Annotated in this window: 13 protein-coding genes; 7 read left to right on the plus strand and 6 right to left on the minus strand. The window is 63.1% G+C overall.

Annotated elements, in window-relative coordinates; genetic code table 11:
• Positions 1–15 precede the first annotated feature (15 nt).
• The 6 genes from N6L25_RS09245 (at position 16) to N6L25_RS09270 (ending at position 6,300) form a co-directional block, all read left to right on the plus strand.
• Entirely contained in the window at positions 16–1,182 is a 1,167-nt protein-coding gene (locus N6L25_RS09245; RefSeq protein ID WP_271979543.1) for an acyl-CoA dehydrogenase family protein, read from the plus strand.
• Positions 1,183–1,225: 43 nt separating this feature from the next.
• Positions 1,226–2,005 (plus strand): enoyl-CoA hydratase, encoded by a 780-nt coding sequence (locus N6L25_RS09250; RefSeq protein WP_271979544.1) that lies wholly within the window; start codon positions 1,226–1,228, stop codon positions 2,003–2,005.
• Between the two features lie 30 nt (positions 2,006–2,035).
• Positions 2,036–3,115, plus strand: coding sequence for an enoyl-CoA hydratase/isomerase family protein (locus N6L25_RS09255; protein ID WP_271979545.1), 1,080 nt, complete (start codon positions 2,036–2,038; stop codon positions 3,113–3,115).
• Between the two features lie 50 nt (positions 3,116–3,165).
• A complete protein-coding gene (gene mmsB / locus N6L25_RS09260; RefSeq protein ID WP_271979546.1) occupies positions 3,166–4,059 on the plus strand; it encodes a 3-hydroxyisobutyrate dehydrogenase in 894 nt (297 codons plus the stop codon).
• An 83-nt stretch (positions 4,060–4,142) separates the two neighbouring features.
• Positions 4,143–5,252, plus strand: coding sequence for an alcohol dehydrogenase family protein (locus N6L25_RS09265; RefSeq protein ID WP_271979547.1), 1,110 nt, complete (start codon positions 4,143–4,145; stop codon positions 5,250–5,252).
• Positions 5,239–6,300: a proline racemase family protein gene (locus N6L25_RS09270; RefSeq protein WP_271979549.1), complete on the plus strand. Its 1,062-nt coding sequence runs from the start codon at positions 5,239–5,241 to the stop codon at positions 6,298–6,300. The genes N6L25_RS09265 and N6L25_RS09270 overlap by 14 nt, the downstream gene beginning before the upstream one ends.
• A gap of 64 nt (positions 6,301–6,364) precedes the next feature.
• Here N6L25_RS09270 and N6L25_RS09275 read toward each other — a convergent pair whose 3' ends face one another.
• The 4 genes from N6L25_RS09275 to N6L25_RS09290 form a co-directional block, all read right to left on the minus strand.
• Positions 6,365–6,634 (minus strand): ACT domain-containing protein, encoded by a 270-nt coding sequence (locus N6L25_RS09275; RefSeq protein WP_271979550.1) that lies wholly within the window; start codon positions 6,632–6,634, stop codon positions 6,365–6,367.
• Positions 6,631–8,337, minus strand: a complete 1,707-nt coding sequence (gene ilvG, locus N6L25_RS09280; protein ID WP_271979551.1) for an acetolactate synthase 2 catalytic subunit — start codon at positions 8,335–8,337, stop codon at positions 6,631–6,633. The genes N6L25_RS09275 and ilvG overlap by 4 nt, the downstream gene beginning before the upstream one ends.
• Positions 8,338–8,664: 327 nt before the next feature.
• Positions 8,665–10,386 (minus strand): neutral/alkaline non-lysosomal ceramidase N-terminal domain-containing protein, encoded by a 1,722-nt coding sequence (locus N6L25_RS09285; protein ID WP_271979552.1) that lies wholly within the window; start codon positions 10,384–10,386, stop codon positions 8,665–8,667.
• Positions 10,387–10,619: 233 nt separating this feature from the next.
• The gene (locus tag N6L25_RS09290; RefSeq protein ID WP_271979553.1) at positions 10,620–12,245 is read right to left on the minus strand and encodes a methyl-accepting chemotaxis protein; all 1,626 of its coding nucleotides are present in this window, start codon (positions 12,243–12,245) and stop codon (positions 10,620–10,622) included.
• A gap of 488 nt (positions 12,246–12,733) precedes the next feature.
• Between N6L25_RS09290 and N6L25_RS09295 the strand changes: the two genes are divergently transcribed.
• Positions 12,734–13,495: a pseudouridine synthase gene (locus N6L25_RS09295; protein ID WP_271979554.1), complete on the plus strand. Its 762-nt coding sequence runs from the start codon at positions 12,734–12,736 to the stop codon at positions 13,493–13,495.
• 97 nt (positions 13,496–13,592) lie between these two features.
• On the opposite strand, the gene N6L25_RS09300 is transcribed toward N6L25_RS09295, so the two are convergent.
• The gene (locus N6L25_RS09300) at positions 13,593–15,524 is read right to left on the minus strand and encodes a putative bifunctional diguanylate cyclase/phosphodiesterase (protein ID WP_271979555.1); all 1,932 of its coding nucleotides are present in this window, start codon (positions 15,522–15,524) and stop codon (positions 13,593–13,595) included.
• Positions 15,525–15,642: 118 nt separating this feature from the next.
• Positions 15,643–17,073 carry an amidase gene (locus N6L25_RS09305; protein ID WP_271979556.1) on the minus strand — a complete coding sequence of 477 codons (1,431 nt, stop codon included), beginning with the start codon at positions 17,071–17,073 and terminating at the stop codon, positions 15,643–15,645.
• Positions 17,074–17,091 lie beyond the last annotated feature (18 nt).

The following is a 17,091-nucleotide window of genomic DNA, read 5'->3' on the forward strand; positions in this document are numbered from 1 at the left end:
GGAGAGGGTAGTTGCATGGACTTTAACCTCAATGAGGATCAGCTGGCGTTCCGCGAAGCGGCCCGGGCCTTTGCCGAGCACGAAATGGCGCCCCACGCCGCCCGCTGGGATGACGAGCATATCTTCCCGGTCGAGGTGATCCGTGCCGCTGGCGAGATGGGCTTCTGCGGGATTTACACCCCGCAGGAGCAGGGCGGCATGGGCCTGTCCCGGCTGGATACCTCGGTGATTGTGGAAGAGCTGGCGGCGGCGTGTCCGTCCACCGCTGCCTACATCACCATTCACAACATGGCCACCTGGATGGTGGCCTGCTTTGCCAGCGGCCAGGTACGGGACGATTTTGCCCCGCGCATGGCCAGAGGCGAATGGCTGGGCTCCTACTGCCTGACCGAACCCGGCGCCGGTTCCGACGCCGGCAACCTGCGTACCCGTGCGGTGCGCGAGGGTGACCACTACGTACTGAATGGCAGCAAGGTGTTCATATCCGGCGCCGGCAGCACCCAGGTGCTGGTGGTGATGGCCCGCACCGGCGCAGCCGACAGCGGAGCCAAAGGCATCACCGCGTTCGTGGTGCCGGCGGACAGCGGCGGCATCCATTACGGCAAGAATGAAGAAAAGATGGGCTGGCGTTCGCAGCCTACGCGCCAGATCACCTTTGAGGATGTCCGGGTACCGGTTGCCAACCGCCTGGGCGAGGAAGGCGAAGGCTTCAAGATCGCCATGAAGGGGCTGGACGGGGGACGGCTGAACATCGCCACCTGTTCCCTGGGTGGTGCTCAGGCGGCGCTGCTGCGTTCGCGGAACTACCTCCACGAGCGCTCCCAGTTCGGCAAGCCGCTGGCGGAATTTCAGGCCCTGCAGTTCCGGCTCGCCGACATGGCCACTCACCTGGTGGCGGCACGACAGATGGTGCGGCTCGGCGCCTTCAAACTCGATCAGGGCGACCCCGAGGCCACCCTTCACTGCGCCATGGCCAAGCGGTTCGCCACCGATGCCTGCTTCGACGTCTGTAACGAGGCGCTGCAGCTCCATGGTGGCTATGGTTACATTCGTGAATATCCGTTGGAGCGCTATGTGCGCGACTTGCGGGTTCACCAGATCTTGGAAGGCACCAACGAAATCATGCGGCTGATTGTGGCCCGGCGGCTACTGCAACCGGGGGTGGCGGAAGCCATCCAGTAATCAGCGAAACCGAACGGCGAAGAACGACAGAAGGAATGAAAACATGAGCGCAACCATTCAACTGGAAGAGCGCGGTCACGTTGCCATTATCACCATCAGCAACCCGCCGGCGAACACCTGGACCCAGGAATCGCTGGCGGACCTGGGGGACACGGTCCAGCGCCTCAACCGTGACAAGGACATTTTTGCCCTGGTCATCACCGGGGAGGGCGAGAAGTTCTTCTCGGCGGGCGCAGATTTGAACGCCTTTGCCGAGGGCGATGTTGGCCAGGCGACGGTCATGGCCAAGGCCTTTGGCGACGCCTTCGAGGCCCTGAGCAGTTTCCGTGGGGTGTCCATCGCGGCCATCAATGGCTACGCCATGGGCGGTGGCCTGGAATGTGCCCTGGCCTGTGATATCCGGGTGGCCGAAGCACAGGCCCAACTGGCGCTACCGGAGGCCCGGGTTGGCCTGTTGCCCTGCGCCGGCGGCACCCAGAACCTGCCGTGGCTGGTGGGCGAAGGCTGGGCCAAGCGGATGATCCTGTGCGGCGAGCGGGTGAGCGCCGAGCGGGCCCTGCAGATCGGATTGGTGGAAGAGGTGGTGGCCAAGGGCGAAGCCTTTGCCAAGGCGCTGGAGCTGGCCGAGCAGGCCTGCCAGCAGAGCCCGTCGTCCATTGCCCGCTGCAAGTCCCTGGTGATGAGCGCCCGTGATGGCCGCAGTCATCGGGATGGCTGGCGTATGGAGCGGGAATTGTTTGTCGAGCTGTTCTCCACCGAGGACCAGCGTGAAGGGGTGAACGCGTTCTTGCAGAAACGTAGCCCGCAGTGGAAAAACCGTTAACGGTCGTGGAAAACCTGAGTGGAACGCACTATGAATAACGACGCCATCGTATTTGAAGAGTGGCCAGTCAACGGCGGTCGGCTTGCCGTCGCCCGCCTGAACGCCCCCAAATCCCTCAACGCCTTGTCGTTGGATATGATTCGGCTGCTGGCGCCGAAGCTGACCGAGTGGCAGCGGGATGAGGAGATCCTCGCGGTGTGGCTCGAAGCCGAAGGCGACAAGGCCTTCTGTGCCGGTGGTGACATTGTCGCGCTGTACCGCGATATGGTGGAGCCGCAACCTGCCGGTCAGGGCGCGGGCATCGGAGCATCGTTCTTCACCGAGGAGTACGAGCTGGACCAGCTCATTCACCGGTTCGGCAAACCGGTCGTCTGCTGGGGCCATGGCATCGTCATGGGCGGCGGCATAGGCATTATGGCCGGGGCCAGCCACCGGGTGGTGACCGAGCGCTCCATGCTGGCGATGCCGGAAGTAAACATCGGGCTGTACCCGGATGTCGGCGCGGGCTGGTTCCTTAACCGCATGCCGGGGCGGGCCGGGCTGTTCCTCGGGCTGACCGGAGCCCGCATCAACGGCGCCGACGCGTTGTTCCTGGGGCTGGCGGACCGGTTTATCCGTCACGATCTCAAGGTGGAGGTGGTCAATCGGCTCAAGGCCGCGGATTGGCGCACTGATGCGGCCAGCGTGGTGGTCAGCCAGGCGCTGCGCCATTTTGAAGCGGCCTCCGCAGAGTTAAAACCGGCGTCGCCGGTGCGGGCTCATCTGGACCTGATCAACCAGTTGACCGATGGCGACAGCCTGGCGCAGATCGTCGAGCAGTTGCGCAATGCCGCTGAGGGCGACGACTGGTTGCGCAAGGCAGTGCGAGCGCTGGACGGTGCCTCGCCAACGTCCCAGACCGTGTTTTTCCGCCACCTGCAACTGGCCCGTCACATGAGCCTGTCCGAAGTCTTTGCGTTGGAGCTGGGGCTGTCGCTGAAATGCCTGCAAAAAGGCGAGTTCGCTGAAGGGGTGCGGGCGCTGCTGATCGATAAGGACCAGCAACCCCGCTGGCGGTATCCGGCACTCAATGACATCGATCCGGGCTGGATCGAAGACTTTTTCCGCTAAGCGGGACGCGTTGTCCATTACAACCGAGACAAGAACAAGGAGAAAGGCGTATGGCGAAGATAGCGTTTGTTGGATTGGGAAATATGGGTGGCCCCATGGCCGCCAATTTGGTCAAGGCGGGCCATGAGGTGGTGGTATTTGATCTTGCCAAGGCCGCTTTGGAACATGCGGTGGAGGCTGGCGCGGTAGCCGCCGGCTCGGCTGGGGAAGCCGCTGCGGGGGCGGAGTGCGTGATCACCATGCTGCCAGCGGGCCAGCATGTGGAGTCGGTGTATCTGGGGGCGGATGGCTTGCTGGCGCAGTTGGCCACGGATACTCTGGTGATTGACTCCTCCACCATTGCACCGGATACGGTCCAAAAAGTAGCGAAGGTTGCTTCCGAACAGGGCATCGCCTTTCTGGACGCACCCGTGTCCGGCGGCGTGGGCGGCGCCCAGGCCGGTACCCTGACGTTTATCTGCGGTGGCGACGCTGCCACGTTTGAGCGTGCCAAGCCGATTCTGGCGAACATGGGCAAGAACATCTTCCATGCGGGCGGCCACGGTGCCGGCCAGGTGGCTAAGATCTGCAACAACCTGTTGCTGGCCATCCTGATGTCGGGGACTTGCGAGGCGTTGGCGCTGGGGGTGAAGAATGGATTGGATCCAGCCGTGCTGTCCGAGATCATGAAACAGAGCTCCGGCGGTAACTGGGCCCTCAACGTCTACAATCCCTGGCCGGGGGTGATGGAGGGGGTACCTGCATCGCGGGGCTATGAGGGCGGGTTCCAGGTCAACCTGATGAATAAGGATCTGGGGTTGGCCTATGACAACGCGGTCAAGAACCAGGCGCCGATTCCCATGGGGGCGCTGGCTCGCAATCTGTTCTCCCTGCACGGGCTGAAGGGCAACGGCACACTGGACTTCTCCAGCATCCAGCGCCTGTTCCTGGAAGGGGAGCAATAACGCGCAATCGGTCAATTATTGACCTATCCTGATCGGGATGCTCTGGCTTGTCAGGCAAGCCAGACCTGGATCAGGAGAGGATGATGTTTCCTAGCGTTATGAAGGCGGTCCAGCTCATCGGTCACGGCGGGCTGGACCAGCTCATCTACCGTGAGGATGTCCCGGTGCCATCCCCAGGCGTTGGCGAGGTGCTGATTGAGGTCAGTGCCTGCGGTATGAACAATACCGATGTCTGGGTACGAGAGGGCGCCTATGGCAGTGAGACCGATCCCAGCTCGATCTCCACCTGGCGGCGCGGACGCTCCACCCTGGCGTTTCCCCGCATCCAGGGCGCAGACACCGTGGGGGTGGTTGCGGCGGTAGGCGAAGGCGTACCGGCCGGCCGCATCGGCGAGCGGGTCATCGTTGATTTCAGTCTCTACCACCGTCCCGAAGGTGACGACAGCCTGGCGGACATCGATTACATCGGCCATGGCCGCGACGGCGGCTATGCCGAGTTCACCACCGTGCCGGCCGAAAATGCCTACCCCATCGACAGCGACCTCGACGACGCCGAGTTAGCTACCTTTTGCTGCGCCTATCTCACCGGCGAGCATATGCTCGACCGGGCCCGCCTGGCGGCTGGCGAGCGGGTACTGGTGACCGGCGCTTCCGGTGGCGTGGGTTCTGCCATTATCCAGCTGGCCCGGGCCCGGGGCGCAATTCCCTACGCGGTGACGGTACCGGAAAAAGCCGAGGCGCTGACCGCCTTGGGTGCCGAAGGCGTCACTTTCAGGGGCAGCGGCGACCTGGTGGAGAAAGTGGACGCCATGACCGGCGGAAAACCCATCGATGTGGTGGCGGATCTGGTGGCCGGGCGTCTGTTCAACGACTTGCTGCGCATCCTCAAAATGGAAGGCCGCTACACCACCGCCGGCGCCATTGGCGGTCCCGTGGTGCAGCTGGACTTGCGGACCATGTACCTCAAGCAGCTGGCGCTGCACGGCTCATCCCAGGGTACCCGCACGGCCTTCCGCCGGGTGTTGGGCTACATCGAGCAGGGCCGGATCAAACCGTTGCTGGAGCGCACGTTTAAGCTTTCGGATTTTCACCGGGCCCAGACGGCGTTCATGGCCAAACATTACGTTGGCAAGCTGGTGGTGGTGCCGGATTGCAAATGGGATGAGATAGGTGCGCGCCATGCGGTGGACTAGTCAGCGAGTCCCCCAGGGGCGCCGGATGCGCTCCATCCAATTGGTGGATATGCAGGCCGGTGGCGATGTCAGCCGCATAGTCCTGGACGGGGTGGGCCCACTTCCCGGCGGCAGCGTTCTGGAGCAGATGCGTTATATCCAGGCCTATGCCGATGGCTTTCGGCGCTGGCTGCTGAATGAGCCCTATGGCGACCCATTCATGTCCATTGACCTGATCGTACCGCCCGCCGATCCCCGAGCCGATGCGGGCTACATCATCATGGAAGCCATGGGATACCCACTGTATTCGGGTTCCAACACCCTCTGTACCGCCACTGCCGTTCTGGAGCAGGGCCTGGTGCCGATGGAAGACGGCGTGCAGCAGCTGGTGCTGGAATCTCCCGGCGGGCTGGCCTATATCACCGCGCGCAATCGCAACGGCCGGGTAGAGTCTGTCACCACTCGCAGCGAGCCAGCATTCGTCGCCGAGCGACACCTCAAGGCCTCGGTGCCGGGGTATGGTACGGTGCCGTTTACCCTGGCCTGGAGTGGCGCCTATTTTGCGTTGTTGGACGCCCCGGGACTGGGCTTCGAGCTGAATGCGCACGACACGCCAGAACTGGCCAGGTTTGGTTTGGCCTTCGTGGAAGCGGCTCGTCCGGTGGTGACCCAGGATCACCCCAGCCTGGGCCGGGTGGGCCCGCTGCCGTTTGCTCATTTCATGGGACCGTTGGACGTCACCGACACCGGTTTTCGATCCACGTCCGCCACCTACGTTCATCCCGGCGTGATCTGCCGCAGCCCTACCGGCACTGGGATGTCGGCGCGACTGGCGCTGATGTACGACTGCGGTCAGATCAGCGATGGCGAGACCCTGGAGGCCGTCTCGCCCAGGGGTAGCTCCTTCCTCGCAACGGTTCTGGGTGAGGCCCAGGTCGCGGGTTTTAAAGCAGTGAACAGCGAAATCACCGGCCGGGCCTGGCCACTGGCGCTGTCCCGCATTGTGCTCGACCTGGACGACCCGCTGGTGGACTGTTCCGATCTGGAGCCAATCCTGTTGCCGAGCTGACCGTTTCCTGGACCTATTGATCCTGCCCGGGAGGCTCCTGGGCCAGGCGCCTCCCTCGTCGCCGTCAGGCGCTGCGCTGGGTGATCCGCTGCGTCGTGTCTGCCACCACCCGCTCCACGTTGTGAAGCTTTTCCAGTTGCTTGCGCAGCATGTCCAGTGATCGGCTGCCGCGCACCGTCAAGGCGATGCGCCAGCCAGTGTCCTGTAGCGAGGCGTTGACCTCGGTGACCTCGAAGCCCCGAATCCGAACGACCTGACACACCCGCTCCAGCGCGGCGGGCTCGAATGTCATGCGGCACTCAATTTGGTACTCCCGGGGGGCTGGCTGGCTCATGCCGTGATCTCCTTGCTGGTGGTTGGGTGTTGTCGTTGTTGGCTGGCATCCAGCATGTCCCGGTTACTGGCACCGGGTTTCACGATCGGCCAGACGTTTTCCTCGCGGGCAATGGCGACATGCAGCAGCATCGGGCCGTCGAGGGCGAGGATGGTTTCAATGCCCCGTCGAATCTGGTCGCTGCGTTCAATGCGCATTGCGGGAATATCGAAGGCCCGGGCCATGGTGACAAAATCCGGATTGTCATTGAGGTCGATCTGACTTTCCCGGTTACCGTAGAACAGCTCCTGCTGTTGCCGCACCATGCCCAGGCATTGATTGTCCATGATGATCAACTTCACCGGCAGGTTATAGCGGCGAATGGTGGCCAGTTCCTGGGCATTCATCATGAACGAGCCGTCGCCACTGACGTTGATCACGGTCTGGCCGGGGCAGGCGAACTGCGCGCCAATGGCGGCGGGCATGCCGAAACCCATGGTGCCGAGGCCACCGCTGCTGAGGTGGTGACGGGGATGGTCGAACTGGTAGTGCTGGGCCACCCACATCTGATGCTGGCCGACATCGCAGGCGATGATGGCATCATCTGGGGTTATCCGTGACAACTGGCGGATAAAGCCGGGGCCGCTGATGGGCGCCAGCGCCTCCTCGTTATCTGCGGTCTGCAGGCCCTTGAGCGTGCGTTGTCGGCGACACTGCTCGGTCCAGGCTTGGGTGGCCAGCGGGCGGGCCTGCAAGGCCTCGGTAAAACCGTCCAGCAGGGTGGCGAGGTCTCCGCCCAAGGCGACATCGGCGGCGCGCAGCTTGCCAAACTCGGCGTGATCGGCATCCAGATGGATCACTCGGGCACCCGGCGCGAAACCAGCCAGGTTGCCGGTGGCCCGGTCGTCGAGGCGGGCACCGATAACAAACAGCAGATCGCAGGCTTCCACGGCCTCATTGGCGGCACGGGATCCGTGCATTCCAAGCATGCCCAGGTGATTGGGATCGGCCTTATGATGATTGCCAATCCCCTTCAGCGTCACCACGCCCGGCAGGCCGGAGGCTTCGGCAAGGCGTCGGAAGGCGGATTCGGCGCCAGCCAGGGAAACACCGCCGCCACTGTAGAGCAGGGGACGTTGGGCGTCATACAGCAGTTCCAGGGCGGCGCTGATGGCCATCGCTTCCGGCGCGACGGCTTGGTTCGGGGCGGGGGCGGGACGGGTGACCTCGGCAAGCAGCAGGTCTTTGGGAATATCTACCCAGACCGGGCCGGGGCGACCGCTCTGGGCCAGCGTCATCGCTTCTTCCATCACCGAGGGCAGCTCGTTGGCATCGGTGATCAGATAGCTGTGTTTGACAATTCCCAGCGCCATGCCCAGTACGTCGGTTTCCTGAAACGCGTCGGTACCAATCAGGCTGGAGGGCACCTGGCCGGTCACCACCAGCATGGGGATCGAATCCCGGTGGGCGTTGGCCACGCCGGTAATCAGGTTGGTGGCACCAGGGCCGGAAGTGGCGATGCACACACCGAGCCGGCCGCTGGCGCGGGCGTAGCCATCGGCAGCCAGGGCACAGCCCTGCTCATGGCGACACAGCACATGCTCCACGCCCTCCGCATCCACCAGGGCATCGTACAGCGGCATGATGCAGCCGCCGGGATAGCCGAAAACCGTGTCGATGTGGTGGTTCTGGAACGCCTTCAAGATGTGTTGTGCGCCGTTCATGATGAATTCCCTGGTTCGTTATGGCCGCAATGACATTGTTGGATGTAAAACTGGGTGTAAAAAAAAGCCCCCGGAATCTTTCGATGCCGGGGGCTCTTGGTGTTCGGTTCAGGTGTTGTCGCTATTTCACCTGCTCGTCCACGAAAAAGCCCCCGCGTGGTACGACGACCACCAGGACCAGTTTCACTAGGACGATCACAGCGTTGAACTTCATGAAATTACGGGCTTCGCAATTAAAAATGGGACAACAGTGATCAGAATCTACCCCAGGGGCTGATCGGCTTTCAAGCATTTTTTGAGTTCAATGGATTATTCCCCGTTCGTTGCTCAGGCCGGGGGCGCGAGATTGGAGCGCAGTGCCAGCTCCGCCGCCGGGGGCAGCGGCGGCCGGGTTTTGCGGTCGTGGTTGCGCTCGGCAGCCGGCTTTCGAAGCTCTCGGGCAAGTCTGGAAAACTCGGTCTGGAAGGCCGCCAGGGTCCACTGGCCGAAGACGGTGTGGCCGCCTTCGTAGTGCTGCAGCTGGTATTCCTCACGGGTGGTGACATAGCCCATGTAGTCGTTGCAATAGGTGCATAGCAACACCTGTTCAACGCCCGTACCGGCCAGTTCCTGTGCGACGGTTTCCCGCAGCCGTTGGCCGGCCACGGTGGTGAACTCGCCCGGGCAGCACACCAGGGCCAGTTGGCCGAGCGTGACGATCTGCAGGGGCAGTACCGTCGGCACCAGCGCGCTCTGCTCGATGGCACCGGCACGGGCCTGCCGTTTCAGTTCCGCCACCACCGGGTCGGCGAAGTCTGGCAGTTTCAGTCGCTGCAGCGGCATGCCCAGAATCTGCTTGCGACCGCCTTCGAGCAGGATGTCCTTTGGCCCCTGAGCCTGGTAGAGCCGCTGGTAATAGGCTCGCTCTGCGGTAGTGGCGCTTGCGCCCTGAAGGCGTTGTTTACGCAGTCGACGTGCCAGCCAACGGGCGCCCCTGGCCAGAACCGCCGGCATGCCGGGGCCATCAATGGGGGTGCCGGCAAAGAAGGAAACACCGTGACAGGGCTCGCTGGTGCACGCCATCTGCTCGCCATCGGCGAAGCGGGCATCGGCCTGTCGATTGGTAAAGTCGACGTAACTCAACAGGGATTGGATGCCGCTGCCATTGATCCCGCGGTGCTGGCGGTGAAGCGCCTGGAAGGCAAGGTCGCTCTGGTAGCTGCCATTTTGGCGGGCGTAAGTGTATTCGGCCTCGCCACGCAGGCGTCGACGCCGGCGGGCGGCGCCTGGGCCGTGATAATGAGGCGACACATCCCCCGCCGTGCCCTGGGCGAAGATCGCCACCGGCTGGTGGGCACCGTCCCGCCGCAGTCGGGCCTCGGCCTCGGCAGCGGCGTAGCCCTTGTTGTCACCGTCGTAGCGGTGCCGGCGGTTGCCGACGCAGGTGGCATGAACGCCGAACAGTGACAGCAGTGCCTCGGTGCGGCCCTGACGCCGCAACGCGATGACCGGCATGGTGCGATCCAGCGCCAGGTGGCTGTTTCGGGCGTTGCGCTGGGTGACTTCCGGGTTCTGGTTGTAGGCTTCCACGGAACGATTCCAGGCCACCGGCGTCTGCGGGGAGAAGGACGCTTCGGCCACGCTGATGTCGGTTGCCTGTGCAGTTTGCCAAGCCTCGGTCACGGCGGCCGTGGTGGCGTTCACGATGGCGTCCACATGGGCCGGGACGAAACCAGGGGTGACCAGATTGTAGAGCGCCTCATGGCTGCAGCCGCCGGGCCCGGAGTGGGTGTGGGTGCAGGTGAGCACCAGCTGTTGCTCGCAGAATCGCGCCCCCAGCAGGTCGGTCAGGCGGGCACAGATCCCGCTGCGCATGGCGTGGGTCACGTAACCCAGGTCCAGGCAGCAGAAAATCAGCGTCTGTCCCCGTTGATCCTCCAGATACAAGGCGCGGCAGTACAGCGGCAACTGTACGCCGGTGGCGCGATGGTGCCACTGGCCATAACCGTGCATGGCATAGCCCTGCGGGGTGAGCTGGATCTGCTGTTTGCTCCAACCGGCGGTGTACATGGGCGGGGGTCCTGCGCAGGTGTTGTTCCAAGGGTTGTCCGGAAGAGTAAAGTATACGTGATACACTGTCACTAATCGTGATGAATTAGGCCCCCTGGGACTGTCAGCAAGTAGAACTGTCAGCAACTGGGACTGCCAGCGGGTGGGCTGTCTATATGTGGGGCGGGGGGATTAGCCGGCGAGGCGTGTCTTGGCTGCGGACCCGCCGGCAAGGATCGTTGTGGCGACCGTGGTCAGTGGTGGAAACGGCCGGCGATGGCCTCCGCCTCTGTCGCCATGCCTTCCAGTTGCGGCACAGTTTGCAGGTTTTCGGTGGCGGCCTGTTTCATGGTCTCGGAGATCTCCGCAATTTCCGTGATATTGCGGTTGATGTCCTCGCTGACGCTGGTTTGTTCCTCCGCCGCCGTGGCCACCTGGGTGGTGGCGTCGCTGACGCTGGTCATGCTGCCATTGATGCGGACCAGGGTCTCTCGCACCGTCGACACTGCCTCGGTGGTTTCCTGGGTGACGATCTCGCTGGCCTGCATGTACTCCGTGGCATCCCGGGAGCCGGAGGCGATGGCGTCGATGATGCGATCGATCTCCACCGTTGCGTCCTGGGTTTTGGCCGCCAGGGTTCGAACTTCGTCGGCCACCACGGCGAAGCCCCGGCCGGCCTCGCCCGCCCGCGCCGCCTCGATAGCCGCATTGAGGGCCAGCAGGTTGGTCTGATCGGCGATTTCCCGGATCACCTTCATCACGTCGCTGACCCGACGGCCATCGTCGGCCAGTTGGTTGACGGTTTCCGCCGAGGTCCGAATCTGCGCCGCCAGCCGGTTCATGCTTTCCATCGCGCGATGGATTTCCTGGTCCGCCTGCCCGGTCTGCTGGGAGGTCTCCTGCACCTGGGTGGCGACCGACGCTGCATGTTGCGCTACATCCTGGGCCGTGGCGGACATTTCATTCATGGCGGTCGCCACCTGATCGATGCGCAGGTGAGCTTCGCTGGATTGTGACGACACCTTGTCGGCGTTCCCGGCGATGATGTCGCGGGTGTGGTTCAGTTGCTCCGCGGTGCTGGTCATTTGGCGGCCGGTGGTGGCGAGGAAGTCGTGCAGCCGCCGTGCCGCCTCGGCGAGCCGGCCCAGTTCGTCCTCACGCTGCAGACTGACGCGCTCGGACAGGTCGCCGTCGCTCAGTTTTTGCAGCTGTGCGGTGATGACCTGGGTGGGCTTGATAACCGCACGCATCAACACCACAAGACAGGCCACCGTCCCCAACACAATCGCCAGCAACAGGAGGGAGCCGACTCGCCAGGTGTTGGCAGAGACCTCATTGCTGATGCTCTGGGCGTCTGCCAGGGCCTGGGCGCGAATTAACGCGGTGGCGTCTCCAAGCAGTTGGGCGGGCTCCCGGTCGATGCCGGCGACGGCCCGGTCACCGGCCGACGGGTCCATGCCGGCATCCACAAACGCCTGGTAGCCTTGACGATAGGCATCGCCCATCCGCCGATGGGCTTGCTGGAAGTCAGACAGAAGTTGGGTAACCTTCGCCTGGTCCAGGTTGCCAAGCAGCTGCTCCAGGCGGGACTGGATCTCGGATTCCTGCTCCTGGAATCGGTCCCAATACTTTGCCCGCTGGTCCGGGTCTGTGCCGCGGATCAGGGTGTTCTTCCATTCCTGTACCTGGGTCTTGAAGCTGATCAGGATGTCCTGGGCTTCCAGGGCACTCACCATATCCTTGCCTGCGAGGTGGTCATATTCATCCTTGGCCTGCAGCGAATACGCAAGGTAGAACGCCGCAACGACCGCCACGGCCAGGTTGGCCGCGAGCACGATGGTCAGTACCCGATTGAGAATGCTGCGTGAATACCATTGCATGGGAGCGCTCCGATCGGGTTTGGTTGATGCAAAAAGTCGAACAGTCTAGCTGAAGACAGCGTTCGATCTGTGCCTTAATTGTGACGCTTGTTTGATATTTGTTACCAGCAACAGGCGTACGAAAGTAATGGACATTTTCCCTTTTAAATGAAAATCATTATCAGTTACTATTTGAGTGGTGTAGGGATCGACTCGTCGGAGGGAGCTATGACAACCGAAGCGGAAGTGCACGAAGGACTCAAGCTGGCGGCGGTAGGCCTGGGCCTGGCCACCTTTGTTGCCGGCGTGCTGGTGTTAGTGAGCGCTATTGGCTGAGCGCGATCGGCTGACATAGTCGTTCCTTGCGGTAGCTGCGGCAGGTGCCTTCTCCAGCGCGCGTCCTGCGGGGGCGTTCAGAGGCTCCGTCAAAATAAGGGAGAGACAGGAACAGTTGGGAACGGGTTGGAAAACCGCTTAGAATGCGCGGAACCCCAGAGCTACCGTATCCGATGACTGCCTCGCTTACCCCACGCAATCCTTTGACACTGCTGTACCAGGACGATGCCCTGCTGGTGGTCCACAAACCGGCGGGACTGCTGGTACACCGCAGCCCCATCGACCGGCATGAAACCGAGTTTGCCCTGCAGTATGCCCGGGCGCTGAACGGCGGGCGTCACGTGTACCCGGTTCATCGCCTGGATCGGCCCACATCCGGGGTGCTGGTGTTTGCCCGCCACCCAGACATCGCACGGTTGCTGGGGCAGAAAATGATGGCGGGGGAGATTGAGAAGACCTATCTGGCGGTGGTGCGGGGTTGGCCCCAGGCCAGTGGCGAGATCGATCACCCCCTCAGGGATGAGCCAGAGGACCGTCGACTTCGGCACCGTGAGCAGACAGTCCGGGAGGCTCGGACGCTCTACCGGACCCTGGCCACCACCGAACTGGCGGTGGCGATTGAAACCTATCCCACCAGCCGTTACGCATTGGTTGAGCTGATGCCTCAGACTGGCCGCAAGCACCAGCTTCGCCGCCACATGAAACACATCAGCCACCCCATCATTGGGGATGCCAACCATGGCCGCGGCCGGCACAACCGTTACTTTGCCCAGCGGTTTGGGCAGGGAAGGCTGCTGCTGGCTGCTGTGAGCATGGCTTTTCGTCATCCCGTCAGCGGGCAGCGGATCACCCTGGAGGCGCCGCCGGAGGCCAGCTTCCTGCAGGCGATGGACATCTTTCCCGAGGTGCCGTCACTGCCGTGGGGCGGCCAATAGGCAAAAGGTCTCCCTGGTACTGCAGCCTGGAAAACTGTGCCTGGAGACCATGCCTGAAAACCATGCCTGAAAACCATGCCTGGATACCTCAGCCCGGCTACGTCCGGATCGCCGTGGCGTGGTTGAGGATAAAGCGCTCCAGGAATGCCTCAAACGGCAGGGGCTTGCTGTAGCGATATCCCTGCAGGAATTCGCAGTGCTGAGCTCGCAGCCATTGCTCGTGGGCCAGTGTTTCCACCCCTTCCGCCACCACCGACAGTCCCAGTCCCCGGGCCAGGCCGAGGATTGACAGCGTGATGGCGCAATCATCCTCGTCGTCGGGAATGTCCATGATGAACGAACGGTCAATCTTGATCTTGGAAAACGGCAGGCTCTTGAGGCGGGCCAGTGAGGAATAACCGGTGCCGAAATCGTCGATGGCCAGTTCGGAGCCGGCGGCGACAATCCGGTTGAGGGTGGTGCGCAGGGTCTTGGAATCGCCCTGTATGGCGTCTTCGGTCACCTCGAAATGCAGCACGCTCGGACATACCCCAAATTCCTGACAGATTGAGGCAATGTCATCCGGCAACTTCGGGTTCAATACCTGCTCTGAGGCAAGGTTAACCGAGATGACGGGCAATTTTGCCTGTCGGGCGCGAGCTTGCTGTAGGTGCCGGCAAACCAGTCGCAGCACGCAGCTTCCCAGTTCGTACATCAGGCCGGCGCCGCGGGCGACCTCCAGAAACTCAATGGGCGTTAACAGGCCCCGGTCGGGATGTTCCCACCGTACCAGTGCCTCAGCACTGACCGGTGCCTCAGCGCCGACTAAAGCCTCAGCGCCGACCAAAGCCTCAGCGCTGGCGGGAGTGCGGACATCGCTGCTGTAAATGGGCTGGTAGTGCACTTCCAGGGCTTCGTTGAGGATGGCCTGGCGGAGCTCCCGCTCCATGGCGAATCGTGAGCGGGCGGTGGTCTGAATGGAACTGTCGAATCGGCAGGTCTGCCCCAGGCCCCGCTGCTTGGCGTGATACATGGCGGCTTCGGCACTGCGCAGCAGGGACTCGGCGTCGTGGCCGTCGTCGGGATACTCGCAGATGCCCAGGCTGGCGCTCAAACTCAGATGTTGACCATGGATCTTGAGCGGGGGCTCTATTTCCTGGCGAATGCGGTTGACGAGCTCGTCCAGGGCGTCCAGCAGTGGCCCATGGTCTACAATCAGCGCAAACTCATCGCCGCCGATGCGGGCCAGCAGGTCCTTGCCCGGTAGTTTGAGATCGCTCAGCCGGCGCCCCACCTCGGCGATGACCGCATCCCCAACCTGGGGCCCCAGACCGTCGTTGATCGTCTTCAGCCGATCCAGATCAAGCCACAACAACGCAAACCGGCCCGTTTTTCTGCGCCGGATCTTGCTGATCAGATACCCCATGCGGTCCCGCAGGCTGTTCAGGTTGGCCAGGCCGGTGAGGGTATCGAAACGGGTGACATACTCCAGTTTGCGCTTGGAGTCGAGCCAGGCTTCCTGGGTGTTGATCAGGCTAATGGTGTCTGCCACCGCCACCACGAACGACAGTTCGGGCAGGGTCCAGTGGTGGAGTGCCAGGCTTTCAATGCAGATCACACCACTGGGGCGGGCGCCGTCGAAAATTGGCGCGTCCAGCATGGACTGGATGCCTAAAGGAATCAGGTAGTTGGCGGTAAAGCTTTGAGTGGCGGAGTGGGTCTGGGCATGGCTGGCATCGATTAACCTGGCCTTTTCCAGCTGCTGGAAATACCGGGGATGGTCGCTCCGATACAGCACCGGGGGCTCGGCGGTATCCGGGGCGGGCGCGTCGGCTGGCCGCCGATTGCGGTCAAACAGGTGCTCGCGGTTTAGCCGGTCATGACCGTGGCTCAGTTGCCAGACGCTGACACGGTCCATGCCCAGCGCCTTCGCGCATAATTCCGTCAGCGCCGCCAGCTTTTGCTCGCGGTGATCGTTGATGAATTCCGCGCTGTGGCTGAGTTGCATCAGCTGTTCGTGAAAGCGGGTAAAGAGCCGGCTGTCTGACATGGTGGGCGATCACCGCTCCAGGTTAACGGTTAGTCGGGGCTCACCGCCGTAGCCCAAGCACCGGGCCATTATCAGGGAGACTCTGAACATTCATAGGCTCCTTAATAATGGCAACGGGTCATGGGGCTGTCCAATCTGCGAGCGTGGGGAAGGGGGCTGCCTGTTCAAGTGCGTAGGCCAGCTCCAGCAGGACTCGGTCCTGGCCGGGGCGGGCCATGAGCTGCACCGCCACTGGCAGGCCGTCTTCGGTTTTGCTCATGGGCAGGGCGATGGCGGGTGCTCCGGTGGCGTTTGCCAGGGGCGTGAATCCCACGTAGTGGGTCAGCCGTTCAAACAGGGTGTCGAACGGCAGCCGCGGGCTCAGGTGACCGAGTGGCGGGGTGGTATGGCCGACCACTGGCATCAGTACGGCGTCGTAGCCGGCCATGCCGGCTTCAAAATCCTGGCCGGAACGGCGCAGGCGCCATAGCGCTCCGGGCAGGCGGTGGGCCTGTTTGCGAAACATGCGGCTGAGGCCGTCCGTCAGTCCATCCGCCTTGTGGCGATCGAAGCCGCCCGCCAGCAACCAGCGGCCGGAGTGTTTCATCAGTGCCGCCAGCATGCCCCAGTACAGGGCGAAATCCTCCGCAAACTGGGCATCAATCGGGACCGGCATCGGCGAGACATCGTGGCCAAGCTCCTGCAGCAGTCTGCCGGTGGCCTCCACGGCGGTGCGGGTATCCGCATCGGTGTGGTAACCATTGATCGAGTCCGTCACCAGGCCGATGCGCAGTGCTTGTGTGCCAGGCCCGCTGACCCGGCCCAGCATCGGCAGCTTGCGATTGTGGTAGTAGGCCTCGGCCTCGGCGTAGAAATTGGCGGTATCCCGCACCGTCCGGGTCACGACCCCCTCACCGATGATGTTCACCGGCAGTGCCCGGGCAGCGGGGTTGTCCACCAGGCGCCCCCGGCTTGGTTTCAGCCCCACCAGACCACAGCAGGCGGCGGGTATGCGGATGGAGCCGCCGCCGTCATTGGCGTGGGCGATGGGTACTACGCCGGCGGCCACCAGTGCCGCGGCGCCACCGGAGGAGGCACCCGCGGAGTGGCCGGTATGCCACGGATTACGGGTGGGCTCGGCGTGGGCAGGTTCGGTACTGGCATTGAAACCGAACTCCGGCAGCGCACTCTTGCCGAGGCAGACGAAGCCCTGGGCCAGGTATTGGCGGGCGAAGGGGCTGTCCTGGCGGCTGATGGGGGCGGTCACGGCGGCGCTGCCATGACCGGTGCGGTAGCCACGGACATCGGTGTTGTCCTTGACGTAAGTAGGCACGCCGGCAAAACAGCCGGAATTGGCGGTGCGCTGCACCGGCGGCACCTCGTCGTCTCCATGCCCAACCACGCCGTTGAGCTGGGGCGCAATCCGGGCGGCCCTGGCCTGGGCTGCCGAGAGCACCTCCTCGGCGCTGAGTTTTCCGGTTCGGATCAACTGGGCGAGGGCGGTGGCATCGTGATCCGCGAGAGCGTCATCACCGAAGGCGTGCAAGGGGGTAGGGCGTTGCTGGGGCATCAGGGAGTCCGAATCACG

This window comes from Marinobacter sp. SS21 (assembly GCF_028369065.1).
Classification (GTDB): Bacteria; Pseudomonadota; Gammaproteobacteria; order Pseudomonadales; family Oleiphilaceae; genus Marinobacter.

What these genes read in the sequence shown, in the direction of transcription:
- N6L25_RS09245 (WP_271979543.1), top strand. Translation starts at nt 16, where the DNA reads ATGGACTTTAACCTCAATGAGGATCAGCTGGCGTTCCGCGAAGCGGCC.
- N6L25_RS09250 (WP_271979544.1), top strand. Translation starts at nt 1,226, where the DNA reads ATGAGCGCAACCATTCAACTGGAAGAGCGCGGTCACGTTGCCATTATC.
- N6L25_RS09255 (WP_271979545.1), top strand. Translation starts at nt 2,036, where the DNA reads ATGAATAACGACGCCATCGTATTTGAAGAGTGGCCAGTCAACGGCGGT.
- mmsB (WP_271979546.1), top strand. Translation starts at nt 3,166, where the DNA reads ATGGCGAAGATAGCGTTTGTTGGATTGGGAAATATGGGTGGCCCCATG.
- N6L25_RS09265 (WP_271979547.1), top strand. Translation starts at nt 4,143, where the DNA reads ATGTTTCCTAGCGTTATGAAGGCGGTCCAGCTCATCGGTCACGGCGGG.
- N6L25_RS09270 (WP_271979549.1), top strand. Translation starts at nt 5,239, where the DNA reads ATGCGGTGGACTAGTCAGCGAGTCCCCCAGGGGCGCCGGATGCGCTCC.
- N6L25_RS09275 (WP_271979550.1), bottom strand. Translation starts at nt 6,634, where the DNA reads ATGAGCCAGCCAGCCCCCCGGGAGTACCAAATTGAGTGCCGCATGACA.
- ilvG (WP_271979551.1), bottom strand. Translation starts at nt 8,337, where the DNA reads ATGAACGGCGCACAACACATCTTGAAGGCGTTCCAGAACCACCACATC.
- N6L25_RS09285 (WP_271979552.1), bottom strand. Translation starts at nt 10,386, where the DNA reads ATGTACACCGCCGGTTGGAGCAAACAGCAGATCCAGCTCACCCCGCAG.
- N6L25_RS09290 (WP_271979553.1), bottom strand. Translation starts at nt 12,245, where the DNA reads ATGCAATGGTATTCACGCAGCATTCTCAATCGGGTACTGACCATCGTG.
- N6L25_RS09295 (WP_271979554.1), top strand. Translation starts at nt 12,734, where the DNA reads ATGACTGCCTCGCTTACCCCACGCAATCCTTTGACACTGCTGTACCAG.
- N6L25_RS09300 (WP_271979555.1), bottom strand. Translation starts at nt 15,524, where the DNA reads ATGTCAGACAGCCGGCTCTTTACCCGCTTTCACGAACAGCTGATGCAA.
- N6L25_RS09305 (WP_271979556.1), bottom strand. Translation starts at nt 17,073, where the DNA reads ATGCCCCAGCAACGCCCTACCCCCTTGCACGCCTTCGGTGATGACGCT.